Genomic DNA, 15,670 nt, shown 5'->3' on the forward strand with positions numbered 1-15,670 from the left:
GCACGACAACTACGGATTCGCGCTCGCAGCGCAACCGGGCGGGTCGCAGGGGCGGCCAACTACTAACACGAGCTCGCGGCTCATCGTATAACAACGGCCTGCCCACCCGAAGTGCTCCCCGGTGCCCCTTGTCCCGGATGGTCACACCATACGCCAGAACTGCACGGCGAGGGACCGTGAGGCACCGGCTATATCATGCCGGTTACGAATGCCATAGAATCGATCAACATGAGCCTGCGCAAGGTGATCAAGACCCGCAGCTCGTTCCCGACCGATGAGGCCGTCACCAAGCTGTTTTACCTGGCCCTGAACAACATCAGCAAGAAGTGGACGATGCCGATCCGTGACTGGAAGGCCGCACTGAACCGCTTCACGATCCAGTTCGAAGAGCGGCTGGTGCCGGGTTAAACCTCAACCCGTTTACACAAAATTCCGGACACCCCCGTCGCGCCTCCGACACACGACAAATACGCGAAACAATGTGTGTATAGGTGGCGACCATCGCCCATCATGGTCATTTCCATAAAAATCCCAGGCATCAACCCCTGCAGGCGTTGACCAGTTGGCAAGGTCGCCTACGCGAACATTTATGCCTTTCTTCCGCAACGGCAAGTACCGCGAGCAAGATAGGTCAACTATCTGAGCATGCGTTATGCGGCGATCTGCAGGCCCCATTCGTCAACCCACGTTCTCGCCCACAGCAATGCATAGCCGGATGCAGCATCCTCAGTTTCAAACCGCGCGCTTTCTCGCGATCGCATCAGCAACTCGTTCCTGTAGAAAATGATCCCGTAGGCACTGAAGCTGCCGTCGGAATGACTCACTTCGTCAACGAACAGGAAATAGCCACGGTAATAGTTCATGATCATCAACTCTCTTGATAGCATGAGCAATTCGTCCCGGCGAATACCTGAGGTCGGTCGGAATCCGTGGACGCCAACGGGTTAAGCAGCCATTTTACTCAAATGGAATCGCTGCGTGAAAGCGGCCGGCGACAGATAGTCCAGACGCTCCTGTGTGCGCTGCCGGTTATAAAAGATCTCGATGTATTCCGTGATTTCTTTGCTGGCCTGATCGCGGGTCGCGAACTTGCGATGATAGACGAGTTCATTCTTCAGTGAGCCCCAGAATGATTCGATGGGTGCGTTGTCGAAGCAATTTCCACGTCTGCTCATTGATGCCTGCATGCCGAACTGTTTGAGCAGATTCTGATAGGCGTGGGCGCAATACTGACTACCGCGATCCGTGTGTTGTATCAGGCCCGTCGGTGGCCGGTGCGACGCGACAGCCCGAAACAGCGCCTGCATGACCAGCTGTTTTGTCATGCGCTCGCTCATGGCATAGCCGACGATCTCTCCGCTAAACAGATCCTTGAGGCCGGCCAGATACAGCCATCCCTCATCGGTCGCGATGTAGGTAATGTCACCGCACCAGGCCTGATTTGGTGCGCTCACACTGAAGTCCTGATCCAGGATGTTCGGTGCGACTGGCAGATTGTGCGTCGAGTTGGTCGTCGCCTTGAACTTGCGCTTTTGCTTGCAGCGAAGGCCGAGCTTTGCCCGCAAACGCTTGATGCGGTGAACACCAATCTGGACACCGTGGTTCGCTAGATCCTTCTGTAGCCGTTCCGGGCCGAAGGTTTGTCGACTACGCTCGTGAGCTGCACGCACCTGCGCTTCGAGCCCAGGCTCTTGTTGATCGTGCAACGACAGCGGCCGTTTGCGCCAGGCGTAGTAGCCACTGGTGGACACGCCCAGGAACCGGCACATCGGCGGCACGGGGTAATGCTGTCGCATCTGCTCAATTACGCCGTACTTCACCGCGACTCCTTCGCGAAGTACGTTGCAAACTTTTTTAACAGATCGCGCTCCATCTTCACTTCTGCCAACTCTCGCTTGAGCCGGCCCAGCTCCGCCTCGATCTCTGTCAGTGGTTTCTGGGTTTGCCCCACGGTCTCCAGCTTGCCGTCCTTTGCGGCGCGAACCCAGTTCGCCAACGTCTTCATCGATATTGACACTCGACGTGCAGCTTCAGACACGCCGACGCCGTCAGTCATTGCTAGCTTTACTGCTTCTTCACGAAATTCCTTCGTGTACACAGCCTTGGGGATTCGCTTCATCAGTGCCTCCATTCCTCAATTCTACGGAATGTTGGCGTCCACTTTTTTCGGCCGACCTCAACCGTCCCGCTCCTGGCGTCGTCGCCATAAAATTGCGTATGGTGACTGACCGCTATTGGTAGTCGACCATGCGCAGTTGTATTAGCTAAACTGAATCGCGGCAAGCTCAGAGCGGACGAGCGAACTTCTCTACACAGAGGTCATTGCTTCACTGGACCACTGTCGGAGAAGACTACAACCTTTCCGCCCTGCGTTTGGGTGACAGCCGTCAATGGCAGTCGGTCAGAACGCTGTGCCGCTCCGAAAGTTTTCCCCTGATCGTTGCTCAGCATTGAGACGCCGTCTAACGCAATGGCCAGCACTGTTCCATTCGAACGCTGGAGAATCCCGTTCACTGAGCTATGAAGGGCGGTGGAGACGTTGCTCCAACTCTGCCCGTCATCGCTGCTGCGGTAGATCGAGCCGCGAAGTCCGCCGACAAGTAGCGTGCCGTCCTTCAGTGCAGCACCACTCCAAAAACTGCCCGCATATCCGGTTGTAAGGTAAGTCCACGATTTTCCCGCATCAGTCGACCGTAGAACAAAACCCCTTTCCGCCGGAATGAACAACTCGCCCTTCGCATTGGCAAACATGCTGTAAAGGTTGACATCGGCCTTGGCACTGCCGGGTGGCGGCGGCAACGCGACTTCTTGCCATGTCGAACCACCATCGGTCGTATGAAGCATGAGGGACCAGAGTCCCACTGCCCACCCTTCAGATTTGTCCTTGAAATAGACAGAAAAGAATGGCCGGTCGTTCGCCACATCGACCCGCTGAATCCGCCACGTTTCGCCGGCATCATCGGTCCTCAGGATTGCGCCCCACTGGCCGACCGCCCATCCAGTCTTGTCGTTGGCAAACGAAACAGACGTCAGCATCGAACTAACCGGCACGAGTGTAGCCTGCCGAAAATGCTCGCCTTCGTCGTCAGACAGCAAGATGGCGCCGTGGTCGCCGACGCTCACAACCCGCTTTCCAACCGTTGCGGCGCTTAGCATCGTGGCGCCAAGCGCACCGACGGTATGCGGCGCCGGCGTGACAGCAAGTGCTGGCTTGCCGCTGGGCGTATCCGCAGCGAGAGCACAACCAGAGATCGCCAGCATACAGGCGGCCGCTACACACGCTCGGGCTCCTTTCCGTGATGAGGTCAAGGGCGAGCGAAACATACCGGGAAGAGTATTTGTCATGGAAACACCTCAGTGACTGAGAACCCCGGGCGCCCGTACAGGTCGACGCCGCGGAAAAATCTTTTCGAGGACAACTGCCAGCGCCGGCAGCGCCGTCATCGCCATGACAAGGTTGACGACAAACATGAAAGCCAGCAACTTCCCCATGTCAGCCTGGAACTTGAGTGCCGAGAACGACCAGGTCGCTACTCCGATCGCTAGGGTGATCGCAGTAAAGATTGTCGCCATACCAACCTCCAGAATCGAGTGTTCGAGAGCCTTGACGATAGGTTCGCCACTTGCAAGATGAGCCTGGAGCCGGTTGTAGATGTAAAACGCGTAGTCCACGCCAATGCCGACGGCGAGCACCATCACGGGAAGCGTCGCGACAGTCAGTCCAATTTCGAACTCTTTCATGAACCAGTAGCCAATGAATGTGCCTACGGTCAGCGGCAAACAACACGCGACGACCGCGCGGAGGTCCCGATAGACAACGAAAACCAGCAGGACAATCGCCAGATAGACGTACAGCATCATCGGCAATTCGCTCTTCTCCACTTCGTCATTTGTTGCTGCGAGGACTCCCGCATTGCCCGCGGCCAATCTGAGTTGGAGCCCTTCGGTCTTATGAGCCGCGGCAAACGACTTAGCTGCCGCGATCACACGATTAATGGTCGATGCCTTGTGATCGGAAAGATAAAGGTGGACCGCCGTCATGCTGCAATCCGGACGCATGTACCCGCGAACGCGATTGATTTCTGCACTAAGTGACGAGTAGTTACCCGGGTCAATTGGCACGACGCCCATCTTGGGATTACCTTCGTTATATCCCTGGTTGTAGGTGCGCAACATCCCCGCGTATGAACTAACTGATACAACCCCAGGGACAGTTTTCATGTCGTACGCGAGCGCATCGCCGTATTGGCCGACAGCCGGTAACTCGCACGAGTTTGCCGGTCCCTCGACAACCAGAGTTAGCCAGTCCAGCCCTACGTCAAAGCTGCCGGCGATCGACACGGCATCCCGATTGAAGCGCGCGTCGGGACGCAACTCGGGCGCCCCAGGCTGCAACGTGCCAACCACGCGGTCCCGGCTTTCCCAGACAGCGGCGGAAAATATTCCCGCGACCACAAACAGGGTAATAACCGCATTGCGCGGTTCGGCGATACGTGCCAACACCAGGAGCCATCGGGCACGACTCTCGCGCTTGCGCATCGCCTTTTGCGCATATTCTCGCGTGAACGTGAAGCATGACGCGACCACAGGAAGCATCACGAGATTGGTGAGAATCTTGTATCCCACGCCGAGCGACGCCGTAATCGCCAGTTCGCGAATCATGGGAATCGGAATCAGCAGCAACGTGATAAACGAGACGAACGCCGTAACCAACGCTAGCGTCCCGGGGATCAGGAGACCAGTGAAACTGTGGCGCGCGGCCTCCTCTGTCGTCTTTCCATGAGCGAGCTCACGTACGATAAAGTTGATTTGCTGAACACCATGCGAAACACCAATCGCGAAGACGAGGAACGGGACAAGAACGGCCAGCGGATCGAGCCCGAATCCCAAAAGCTTCAACGTTCCGAACTGCCAAACGAGCGACGTAAGCGAGCATGCGATTGGCAAAATGGTGAAGCGCAGGGAATGGCAGTACCAATAGACCGCTACTCCTGTCAAAAGCAATGCGATCCCACAGAACAGCAGGACTCCTTGCGCACCATCTGCAATGTCACCAATCTGCTTGGCAAAACCAATAATCTGGATCTCGTAGCCGGCGTCTTCGAAAGGCTTGCGAACCTTTTCCTCAATCAACTTGTTGTAGGCAACGTAGTCGAGCACCTTGCCGTCCGCTCCGACCTCGTTGATCGACGCCGTCACCATCACCGCCTTCTGGTCTCGCGAAACAAGTGACCCCATGTAGCCGCCTTGGTCTGTCGCCTTCCTGGCTGCCTCGACCTGCGATGCACTGATATTTTCTGGCGTTACCGTGCCTGGAATAATCGGCTCAGCGCGGAAACCCTCTTCCGTGATTTCATTCACGAAACTGTTTGGCGTCCAGAGGGACTGCACGCCGATCCGGTCCACGTTGGGAAGATAGGCAACTGCCTGAGTGACGCGGTATAGGCGCGTCAACCCCTCCTGGTTCCAGATGGTTCCATGCTTTGCACGAACGACTACCGTGAGACGATTCGCGCCCAGCAGGTCGTCGCGATATTTCTGGAATGTCTTGATGTACTCATGCCCAATGGGAATCTGCTTCTCAAAGCCCGCCTCCATACGCAGTTGGATTGCGAACGCCCCCATCACAGCCGTGAAAAGCAGGAAGGCGATGAGGGTTATGGCTCGATGCGTGAACAGCCAACGCTCGAGTTTTCCAATTACACGTATAAGCACGGTCTCTTCCTCAAAAAAAGCGACGTCCCCCGAGCAGGAGGACAGACTGCTAGAAATTGCGAGTTACAAACGCGCCGACGAAGTCACGGTCGCGGTAGTACTGGTAAGGAGCTTTGCCCATGTATGTAGTCCAGTTAATCCCGGCTTGCCACGTTGCCGGATTCTGGTTGAAGAGCACATAGACATTGAGAGAACTTGCGTTATGCAGGTAGTTAGCGCTGTACGTCGGCGTGTTGCCGAAAAGAGTGCGCGAATAGGTCGCTCCAGGCGTCACCTGCCAGCCATGAATCAACGTGCCGTCGTATGTCCAGTTGAAGTCGACAACGGCTCCAGCCGATGTCGACGTCCCGACGCCAATCGGCGAAGCGCTCGCGCTGGAAGGGTCGTTCAGCCAGGTGATGTAGCCCGCTGCCGGCACCTGCACCACCTGCTGTCCGTTGACGGTCCGAACGATTTCTCCGGATGAGCTGACGCCGGGATATTTCGTCAAGCCCAGTTCGAGGGAAAGGTTGGCGGCGCTGGCGTTACCGAGCCCCTTGAGAATGAGCGGGTAGTTTGCTGGCGTGATGCCCAGAAGTGCCGTCAAGTCGAGATTGATTTTCTTTTTATCTTCCCAGAGCGGACAGGATCCGGCCGCTGCGTTGGAAGCGTCGATGGCACCGCCTGCGTTGTAGCACCCAGACAGCGACACGGCATCATGGGGACGGTAGGACAGTTCCCCGCCGATAGCCCAATCACCGATCTGAAAGTTTGTGCTCACGCCGAAGAGCTGACGACTATTGAGGTATTGATATTGATACTGCCCCGCAGAGGTAATGTTGAGCACCGGGCTCTTATCGTTGTAGCGAAGGTAATAAAGTCCAAAATCGGCCTCTATCGATTTAGGCTTATAGTGCATCGAAATCCCGTACTGCCCACTATTCTTACCATAAACATTTCCCGCCACGGGAACGCCGATGGCGTTGAATGGCGCGCCGGCATATACGCCGTTGACAAGGCCACCATTGGCTGCTCCATACGCACTACGAGAGCCGTTACCCGCAATAGTCGCGCCGTCCGACGCGCTTACGTTGCCATTCGTTGTGCTTACACTGAGCGGCACGTTGCCGTTGTTAAGCGAATCCGAGGTACTGAAATAGGAGCCAACCGCTGGATAGATATTGCCGTTCCATCCAAGCTGGTAGTACGCGGACATAGTGAGGCCACGCCCTAGTGCCGACGAAAACTCGACCATTGGTGCGGGCAAAACCGCCTCTTTCAATTGCGTGCCGGGGACGAGAAGCTTTTGATAGTCGAAGGAATTGGTTGCGTTGATACCACCAGCGAGAAAGAGACTCTCGCCCCAGTTGATCACCTGGTTACCCACCCGGATGTGTGCAGACTGATCGGCGATGCGAAAGTCTTTTTCAGCCCATAGGTCGAGTAGTCGAATATTTCGCACCATTTGCGCGTACGCGGCCGAACTCAGCTCTGTACGATCAGTGTTGGCGGCGGCAAAGTCATAGAAGTACGTCGCACGCGCAAGGAACTTGGCACCAATCGCCGGGTCATCCAAATACAGCTCGTTCGTTCCCTTCAAATAAGCGGTAAACAGTTTGTTCCGGTGATAATTGAGGTCGCCGTCATCTCCGTTAGACCATTGAGCCGTATTGGCGGGGCCACCGCAAACAGCGGAATCCCCTGTCAGCGCGCAGCTCGGGCTATGTAGTCGATATCCAAGTCCCGCAGTGTAGGCTGAGTCGAAATTTCCTGATATGTCGCCGTATGTGAACGTGAAAGCCTGTACACACGATGCTGCTACTGCAGTCAATACGCCAACGGATGCTAACTTAGTCTTCCGAAGCTTCATGCTTCTCCCCTAAACGTTCAATTTTGTTCACGAGCGGACGTGAGTAAGAACCGACTCGCGCGACGCCTTCACCACGATAGATTTCGAGACCACGGCGCATGAGGATCCGACAACCGCACAGTAATAAGCGGAAATTTGTCAGCCAATGTTGAAAGCGGCCAAGCGTGTGGTTTGCAGGGGCCAAGTTAGAAGAGGCTAGCTCTGGCCACGCTCACAAGTTGCGTAGCCTCGCGGGGAAGATCTATTGAAGCCGTACCGACACCCACCAATAGAAACGGCCTGACCGCGAAAGCAGTCAGGCCGATAAACAAGGCGTCACCCTTCAAGATGAGCGATGTAAAACCAGGCTCGCGCAGTGCAACCGGTTAGCGGCTGCTTTGCTGCTGCAGACTTTGCATCGTATAAAAGTCGTCGCGTAGAATCGGGTTGTCGCCACTATCCAGGAAGTACTTCGGCGGCTTCGTTCCTCCGAACACAAGACCATCGCCGACGTAACGGCTCGAGTTGACGTCGTACATGACAAACTGGTCTGCAGTACATGCACCGCCCAGCTCGGCAATGGGGATTGCCGGCGATTCCTTGACTTTCCAGACTTTTCCTTGAGTGTCGTAGTCGTCACCTGCGACCGCAATCCAAGAGTCCTCATCAAGGTAAAAGACCTTCTTCGGCATAATGTGGCGCGTTCCCGACTTCACCGTTCCCTCGACTACCCATACCCGGTGCAACTCGTAGCGGCGATTGTTTGGGTTGATGAAGTGGTCTTGTGCGCCGTCCGTAGCAGATGTCTTTGTATCAAGCATACCGAACGCGTTGTACGGCACGTAGATTTCCTTCTTGCCCGCGAGCTTCCAGTCGAATCTGTCGGGGAGCCCGAAGAAGTTAAGACTCTGGTCGACCGTGTACTGGTTCTCAAAGCCAATGAGCGGAGCATCGTAAGAATAGCTCGGCAATCGCCGCACTCGACGTTGGCCAGTGAAGTAATAATACGACTCGCTGTCTTCCTTGAAATAAACACGATTCACAACGGCCTGCCCAGCAAGGGCGGCTGGCGTGTTGTAACCATAGAAGGCGCCCATGAGCAACTCGTTGCTCGACATAGGCGTGGTTTGCCCCTTCTTGCCCCACGGAAAGTAATAAGTTTGCTTCCAGCGAATGTCAATTCGGTTGCTCTGGCCGGGACTCGCGGAGACCATCGTGTAGCCGTCAGTCCATTCCATACCGACGCCGTGATAGCGGGTAAGAAAATTCCACATTGCTTCAATGCCGGATTTTGGTTCCGGGAACGGAATACTTGGCATCTGTGCGTTGTTCAACGACCACCCATCGGCTCCGATCGTAGCCTTGCCTGCGGCGGCCTTGGTATTTTCCTGGACGAACGCGGGCAACACGCAATCCCTATGGGAAGGATAGACCGGCATCGAATAGCCCTTATTCGTCTTCAGCAGGGCTATCTGTCCGGGGGTGAGTTTGTCCGCATATTTATCGACATTCGATGCATCGATGACGAAGGACGGCTTCTCACCCTTGTACTTCCAGGAGTCGGCGCGGCTTTTCTCCGGTGTCCATCCCGGCGTAATGCTACTCGCGCCGTCAAAAGCCGGAACACCGTCTTTTCCGGCACCAGCCTCTGCGCCGGCGTAGGTCAGATCGGCAGCGACTGCCGCCGCCGTCGAGTCAAACAAGATAGCCGCCAATGAAATGGCGGCAAGTAGTTTCGTTCGAGAAATCGACATCACGTCCTCTGCGGTTTACGCCGTTCTAACGGCCGGGCTAATCGCTCAAATCGAAAGATCCGTGAAGAACGGCTTCCACGTACCTGTCAGCAATGAATACTGCTATCCACCGCGTTTCGTTTGATTTCCATATGCGATGGAATAAGGTTAGAGCAGGCGTCTCGCGCGAAACATGTTTTCGAGGGACAATTGTCGGTCCGAGGCGGACAATGACTACGGCACGATTGCTAGCGGAACGCTGATCAATGAGCCTGTCGTCCACACAACGGGCGAGGCAGCGTGCAATTTTCAGATTGACGAACAGATTTTGCGGCCCTCAATGTGAGTTTTATCCCTATTCGGCCCGCACTTTCTGCTTCCCCAAAACCGATCTGCCGCTGCATCGTCGTGGGTCCGCTCCGTCAACTTTCTTTCTACAGCGTCCTCGGCTATGTTATCGATGACCCGTGAGTCGAATAAACCAGTGTTTCCCTAGGCAGGAAGCGAGTGACTGTCCTGCAGCGCGCAACGTTCGTGCGCAGTAGTGACAGTTCGGCAAGAAGCCGTATGTAATGCTTGAGCAAATGAAATCTTGATGAGCGTGCCGAACGCCTATGCAGCTCACCCGACAGAGTGGGAGCAGAAGCATCTCAAGAACACTGGGTACAATGAGTGAATGGAAAAGCCGCGTTTAGGGCTGGCCAGGCCATCCCTCAGCAAGGCGGGCTTTGAGGCCAGCGCGCTTGAAACGCGCTGGCGGCAACTGCATTTTTAGTTGCGCGTCTTGACCGCGCTGTACATCGCAGCGATATCTTTATCACCGTTGCCTTCGCGTTGCGCCTTCTCCAGGTAGCTCATATAGGCCTTCGTTGTTTCATAACCGATGCCGTCCTGGATATAAGCCTCTCGGACAGCAGTTTGGCCCGCGTGATGCACATTGATCGTCGCTTGATCGCCCGAATAGTTCCCTTCGTTAAGGCGCCTGGTTATATCAACCAGGCCATCGGCGAGCATCGTCTCAACTATGCCAGAAAGTTTTCTGAAAGCCTCTGGACCGACTGCCGCTTTCTCTGCCAGTGCCGCCCCCTCCATAAAAGCAGTCACCGCGCCAAAATAATAGGCGTACAGCGCCAGGTAGACGACTGAGGCAGTTCCCGCGTCATTTCCCAGGAATACTGCATTGCCCGCCATCGATTGGAGCACCTTTCTGTGTTCGGAGAAACCTGGTTCATTGCCCGAATACAGTATCGTCGTGCCGGGTTTTCCAATGTCGCGCGGGTACGCCATGATCCCACCGTCAATGTACCGTCCTCCCTGTTGCTCGACGAATTCGCTAATGCGGCGTGCGTCGTCTGAACTCCCCGTGCTCAGATTCACCACAGTCTTACTCGTGAGCAAACCTGAAACCTCACTCATTTGTAGTACTGTCTCGCACGCGACCTTATCGATAGTGCACATTACAACCAGCGGACTGGCTGCGACGGCGCTCGAAGGCGCCTGGGCTTCCAAAGCGCCCGCGGCCACAAGTTCATCCGTCCGCCCTTTCGTTCGATTCCACACGGTGACGGTATGGCCAGCCGCCAACATCGCCCTGGCAAGGGTTCCACCCATTGCGCCAAGTCCGAATACCGAAACTTCGCTTTGTCGTGCGTTTTGAGTCACAGTAAATCTCCAGAGGAAAATCCAATCGTCTTGCCGCGAACGGGTCACATCTCTGACTCGACGGACCCGGACACGGGAGCGCCGTCAAACCACCGTTGGCGTATACCGCACGAGTAGCAGCCGAACCTCGGCGGCCAGATGCTACTCGCGAAGTCATGGCCCGCGCATCTTACAAGAGCATGGGCCGAAAGCTGGGTAGAAAAAAGGTGCGCGAGAGCCGGCGTCGTGTGCAAAACGGCCAGGTCTGGTTTGAGCCGGCAAATTCCGATGCCTGGAGGTGCTCGAATGCACCGTGCTTACAAAATGCCAACGCAAGCGCGGCTGCTTGTCAATCTGGCGGTCGCTGCTGTGTCCCAGCAAATGAGAGAGAGCGTCCGAATGGATGTCCCACATTCACACAAAACTTGGCTCGGGCGAACCTAGGCGGAGATATTTCGATCGCTCATGATCGACTTGCCGAAACAACAGGGACACGTGGTCATCTGGAACTGACAGACAACACACTTGCTTAGAACCGACATATCGGCCTGATGCGCGCCTTTTAACTATATGGAGAAGCAACCGATGAAGACAGTTTGCGCTGTTGCAGTCGCCTTCGCGTTAACAACCATTTCTCCCGCATTTGCACAGGGCGGTGGTGCTGGCGCGTTTAGCGGTAGCGGAGCCGTGGGCGGCGGTGGTATTGCAAACGGTATCGGCAGTGGTACAGGATCTGGAAAGACGCGCCGCACGGTGCAAGCGCCGCCGGCAACAATAATCGAGCGCAGATGGGCGGAGCAAGCGGTAAACATCACACCATTAAAACATTGAAGCAGCGGAAGAAAGAAAAAACTGCAGCGTCTTCGCCCAAGCCATGAACTGAGACCGGGGATCTCCGTACAGATCAGAGCGATCGTAGCGCCAAGCGAGCATTTCGCAAATTGACCCGCGTTAAAGCCATTTCCGACCGGGATCCGTTTTTCAATTCCGAACAGGCTGAATGTTTGAGTTGCCGGACGCAGTCAAATGTCGTTTCCAGTCATTTCTGACAATCCATGTTGTAGCACGCCGCCGGCAAACTGCTTCCTACAGGCTGTCAGACCCTTGTCTTTACACAACTCGAGAGCATGATGAAACCAATTACTGTATCGGTCGTAGGTTTGGGGCAGATGGGAAGTGCCTTGGTCGCACCGCTCTTACGAGGCGGAAATGCAGTCACCGTTTGGAACAGAAACAAGGAAAAGGCCGCACCGCTTGTGGCCCTCGGTGCCCAGCTGGCGGACAGCATAGAAAATGCAGTGAAAGCAAGCGAGCTAATCGTAGTTTGCCTGAGTAGCTACGATATCAGCGACACGTTGTTCCGCGAACCGAAAGTTCAGCCGCTATTGAGCGGCAAAACTTTTATACAACTGACCACCGGGACCGGGGACGAGGCCGCTCGCTCTGCGGCGTGGGCAAAGGACGCCGAATTCTCCTATCTTGACGGCGCGATCATGGACTACCCCGCGGCCGTCGGCACCGCCGGGTGTTTGCTGCTCGCTTCGGGTCCGGAAGCAAGTTATAAGCACTACGCAGACCACCTTCGATTATTGGGCGGCAAATTTACGTATGTCGGAAAAAATCCGGCTGCTGCGAATCATCTCGACGGCGGCCTGTTGACCCTGTATTACGCAACGACATTCGGCTTCTTGCAAAGCGCTGCCATGTTGGAAGCGGCAGACGTATCAGTCGAAACACTAAAAAATGCCGTTGACTCTTTCCGGCATGTCCTGGACAAGACAATGGCGAGGGCGACAGATTCTCTTTCTCGAAAAGACTACACCGGACACGAAGCCTCGATTGTTGTTCACTCATACGGTGTTCAAACTCTTCGCGACCGGGCAAGATTGGCCGGAGTCGACTATAGCCTGCTTCAGCTCTTCTCAGAATATTTGGAGAAAACAAGGGACATGGGCTTCCACGCCGCAGAACTGCCAGCTACATTTGAAATTTTCCGCCGAACTAGGTAATCGGATGGGTGTGCGCGACCGTGGTTGCGCGCTCAGTATGCTGGGCGTTCAAAGCGAAGGCGCCAAGGCGATACGGACGTACGGTATAGTCCTAACCTGCGGAAACTCGCAGGCAATCGATCTGTCTATTACAGCCGCCGAATTGCATCGCAATTAAAACATCGCTGCTCTGCCACACGGTACGGTTGTTGACCGAATAGGTGTTCAACCGGTTCCTTTCTAAGCATCCCTGTTCAGGCTCCAACAGCGTCTAAGAGACGGTTTCAAAATGCCCGAACAGCGCGCTCGAAAGTATTCAAGCAGATGAGACAAACAGCGAATTTCAAGAAGGCTTCGTGGATCTTTGCGAGTCGCTCATAGCATATTCGCAGACGATGGAAATTATTAAACCCGGCATCCTTACCTACGTCTACCCATCGATACTTTCCAAGTCTGCTTCCATGCTCAGTCTCACGCCAATGAGTTGTGACTGTCGGCTTGCTTCTCTGACCAGAGATTAAAACCTACGCCCGTGTCGATACCGCGTGGTCGCCCCGCTTAGACGGTAACAGCCGAAGCCCTGCGTTCGGTCTCCGGTGCGCACAAGTCGATCTGCTTTTATAACTGTGCCATCCGGACTTCGCCACGCGAGCGGTTTTCCGCGGGTATCGTCCCCGTCCATCGCCTGAAGGCTCTCCGAAAATTGCTGACATCTGTGAACCTTAACCTCGCCGCAATTTCGAGAACAGGAAGGTTTGACTCTCGAAGATACATTAACGCCCGCTGAGCCAAAACAGAATCCTGTACTGCACGGAAACAGTTTCCCTTTTCCGCCAACTTGCGCCGTAGAGTTCGAGGTGGCACTCCGAGTTGTGCGGCAACCGAATCCAGGTCCAAAATCTCGTCAGTGAACGTCTGCAACACACGCGATACGCGACTCACTATGTCGTCCTCCACCGTCCGGAGCGCTAGTTCGCGTGTCGTAGAGCGAAGTAAATTTGTCACCAAAAACGAAGTAAAGTCGTCAACACCCGTTTTTGCGTAGTTCGCACGACAGTTTCGTGACGCAGATTAATGGAAAGCTTCTGATCTATGAGGCGAGCGCCCCTGCCACGAGGCCGCGAGCTACAGGTTGCGTTCATCCTTGCCAAGGCAAAAGCTGCCTGCCATGCAATTGTGGAAATGTCGCGCGATGGCAATACGATGCTCCTTGCGCATCGCTGGTTTCGCTGCAAAGGCTGGAGGAGATTGACGCGCATAAAGCTCGCCGCATTGCGCACAGCGATACGGCGATCCCACAAGACTCGCGTTGAGGATGTAGGGTGTTTCCCGCCCGCAACGATGGCATTGCGTCTCGAGCTTTCGTTGGTGAGCGGGACAACGGTTTTCGCTGAACATCTGGTACGTCACGCTGTGATGACCGAGCAATACGCATTGCCTGCAATACCGGAAAACCGGGTGATGCCGTCCCCGCTGGCCAGCGTCAAGGAGTGAAGCGCGCAACACCTTGCCGGGCAACAGCAGCATACGCCTCAGATGTTTAAGATCGACGGCATCACGTATCGGCTCAACGCCTTCGTATGGGTCAATGTCCACACCCATCAGCCGGACCAGTGTGTGCCCAGGCAGTCCATTTGCACGCGCGAACTTCCACAGGATCGATACGATCGATTCACCAGGCAACAGCCACCTCGCATCGAATATGAAGCCCAATGCCGGGGTGAGACGACGCTCTTCGAGGCTGAGGATTGGAAAGCGCGGCGCAATGAGCGCGGGCGCCTCCTTACGCGTGGACGAGCACACGGCCGGTTGCATGGCGCGACTGGACATAGCCGGAGTGCCGCACAGCGTGGGCCCATAACGAGGCGTCCGGACAATACCCCGGAGCATCCCTGAGTTCGCTATCCTTGAGCACGATCTCGACGGCCCGCGCAAACGATTCCATAGGTATTTCGAGACGGCCAGGCAGGGTCGCCTTGTGGTGCGCGGCCTCGAAGGCATTCCAGAGTAGGGCCGCGTCGCTGACAAGTCGATAACCTGCATCGAACGCCTGGGGCAGGTAAAACCTCGTGAAGCTCCACTGCGTGCCCTCGGGATAGGCAGTCTGGTCGTACCCGTTCAGACACGTGGCGACATCTTCGGCATTGCGGATGCCATGGAAGGCAAGTTCTTCGACCATCAGGCGCGCGACGATCTGCGTCTTGCCGGCGATCTGCAGCGCGCTCTTCTGGGCGAGCAACTCCTGCTGACCAACGAGGAACGTGAACAGCTTGATCTGCTGGCGGTCGAGTGCATCGTGTACATCCCTCAGCCACTCATATTCGTTTTCGTTGTAGCGTTGCGCCTCATCACAAAAGAGCAGAACCGTCCCGCTGCCAGCGCGAGCAGCCGCCTCCCGGATCCGCAACGATAGTCGCATGCGTTTCGCGGGGTTGGTGCCCGCGTTCGGATCATGATCGCCAACAGCTTCCAGCAGGTTTGAAAAGAATGGCCCTTCAGCGTGCCGCGGCTTGTGCTCGCACCGCGCGTGATAGCTCGTCACTTTGGGATATTCCCTAGCAAGCAGCAGGCGCACGTATTCTATCGAACGCGTCTTGCCGATCCTCGGAGCGCCGTAAATGAGTGCGCCCGTCACACGGTAGCGAAGACAGCTCACGACGAGTTCGTAGAATGATTCGATAGCCGGTGTGGCAATCCGGTAGTTTCCGGTGACGAGCGGGTGCAGCGACGGATCGACTGGACGCGAGAGCTGGAGTGACATGCCT

At 55.7% G+C, this 15,670-nt stretch carries 12 protein-coding genes and 2 pseudogenes; 3 read left to right on the top strand and 11 right to left on the bottom strand.

Annotation, left to right across the window (positions count from 1 at the left end):
- Positions 1 to 192 precede the first annotated feature (192 nt).
- Positions 193 to 408, top strand: a pseudogene (locus PDMSB3_RS31475) (transposase); the annotation flags it as partial.
- A 242-nt stretch (positions 409 to 650) separates the two neighbouring features.
- Here PDMSB3_RS31475 and PDMSB3_RS31480 read toward each other — a convergent pair.
- The 7 genes from PDMSB3_RS31480 to PDMSB3_RS31510 form a co-directional block, all read right to left on the bottom strand.
- Positions 651 to 869: a hypothetical protein gene (locus PDMSB3_RS31480; protein ID WP_165188898.1), complete on the bottom strand. Its 219-nt coding sequence runs from the start codon at positions 867 to 869 to the stop codon at positions 651 to 653.
- Positions 870 to 944: 75 nt separating this feature from the next.
- Positions 945 to 2,119 (bottom strand): IS3 family transposase gene (locus tag PDMSB3_RS31485; protein WP_137962692.1). Its coding sequence is split into 2 segments (ribosomal slippage): positions 945 to 1,846 and positions 1,846 to 2,119, totalling 1,176 coding nucleotides; the frame shifts between segments, so codons are not numbered across the junction.
- A gap of 200 nt (positions 2,120 to 2,319) precedes the next feature.
- Positions 2,320 to 3,261, bottom strand: a complete 942-nt coding sequence (locus tag PDMSB3_RS31490; RefSeq protein ID WP_165188900.1) for a WD40/YVTN/BNR-like repeat-containing protein — start codon at positions 3,259 to 3,261, stop codon at positions 2,320 to 2,322.
- A 93-nt stretch (positions 3,262 to 3,354) separates the two neighbouring features.
- On the bottom strand, positions 3,355 to 5,715 hold the full coding sequence (locus tag PDMSB3_RS31495; RefSeq protein ID WP_165188902.1) for an efflux RND transporter permease subunit: 2,361 nt from the start codon (positions 5,713 to 5,715) through the stop codon (positions 3,355 to 3,357).
- A 49-nt stretch (positions 5,716 to 5,764) separates the two neighbouring features.
- Complete coding sequence (locus tag PDMSB3_RS31500) at positions 5,765 to 7,564, bottom strand: DUF1302 domain-containing protein (RefSeq protein ID WP_165188904.1); 1,800 nt, start codon at positions 7,562 to 7,564, stop codon at positions 5,765 to 5,767.
- A gap of 365 nt (positions 7,565 to 7,929) precedes the next feature.
- On the bottom strand, positions 7,930 to 9,297 hold the full coding sequence (locus PDMSB3_RS31505; RefSeq protein ID WP_165188906.1) for a DUF1329 domain-containing protein: 1,368 nt from the start codon (positions 9,295 to 9,297) through the stop codon (positions 7,930 to 7,932).
- 750 nt (positions 9,298 to 10,047) lie between these two features.
- On the bottom strand, positions 10,048 to 10,986 hold the full coding sequence (locus PDMSB3_RS31510; RefSeq protein WP_268738024.1) for an NAD(P)-dependent oxidoreductase: 939 nt from the start codon (positions 10,984 to 10,986) through the stop codon (positions 10,048 to 10,050).
- A 516-nt stretch (positions 10,987 to 11,502) separates the two neighbouring features.
- On the opposite strand from PDMSB3_RS31510, the gene PDMSB3_RS31515 reads away from it, so the two are divergent.
- Together PDMSB3_RS31515 and PDMSB3_RS31520 are read left to right on the top strand one after the other, a co-directional pair.
- On the top strand, positions 11,503 to 11,748 hold the full coding sequence (locus tag PDMSB3_RS31515) for a hypothetical protein (protein WP_165188910.1): 246 nt from the start codon (positions 11,503 to 11,505) through the stop codon (positions 11,746 to 11,748).
- A 296-nt stretch (positions 11,749 to 12,044) separates the two neighbouring features.
- The gene (locus tag PDMSB3_RS31520) at positions 12,045 to 12,926 is read left to right on the top strand and encodes an NAD(P)-dependent oxidoreductase (protein WP_165188912.1); all 882 of its coding nucleotides are present in this window, start codon (positions 12,045 to 12,047) and stop codon (positions 12,924 to 12,926) included.
- A gap of 263 nt (positions 12,927 to 13,189) precedes the next feature.
- Here the strand turns inward: PDMSB3_RS31520 and PDMSB3_RS38015 are convergent.
- The 4 genes and pseudogenes from PDMSB3_RS38015 to PDMSB3_RS31535 all read right to left on the bottom strand — a co-directional run.
- Positions 13,190 to 13,381 (bottom strand): annotated as a pseudogene (locus PDMSB3_RS38015) (IS5/IS1182 family transposase); the annotation flags it as partial.
- Between the two features lie 142 nt (positions 13,382 to 13,523).
- A complete protein-coding gene (locus tag PDMSB3_RS38485; protein WP_407670616.1) occupies positions 13,524 to 13,910 on the bottom strand; it encodes a helix-turn-helix transcriptional regulator in 387 nt (128 codons plus the stop codon).
- 120 nt (positions 13,911 to 14,030) lie between these two features.
- Entirely contained in the window at positions 14,031 to 14,720 is a 690-nt protein-coding gene (locus PDMSB3_RS31530; RefSeq protein ID WP_232064370.1) for a hypothetical protein, read from the bottom strand.
- Positions 14,689 to 15,666: an ATP-binding protein gene (locus PDMSB3_RS31535; RefSeq protein ID WP_165188916.1), complete on the bottom strand. Its 978-nt coding sequence runs from the start codon at positions 15,664 to 15,666 to the stop codon at positions 14,689 to 14,691. The genes PDMSB3_RS31530 and PDMSB3_RS31535 overlap by 32 nt, the downstream gene beginning before the upstream one ends.
- Between the last annotated feature and the right edge of the window lie 4 nt (positions 15,667 to 15,670).

The sequence above is a fragment of the Paraburkholderia dioscoreae genome (assembly GCF_902459535.1).
GTDB lineage: Bacteria > Pseudomonadota > Gammaproteobacteria > Burkholderiales > Burkholderiaceae > Paraburkholderia > Paraburkholderia dioscoreae.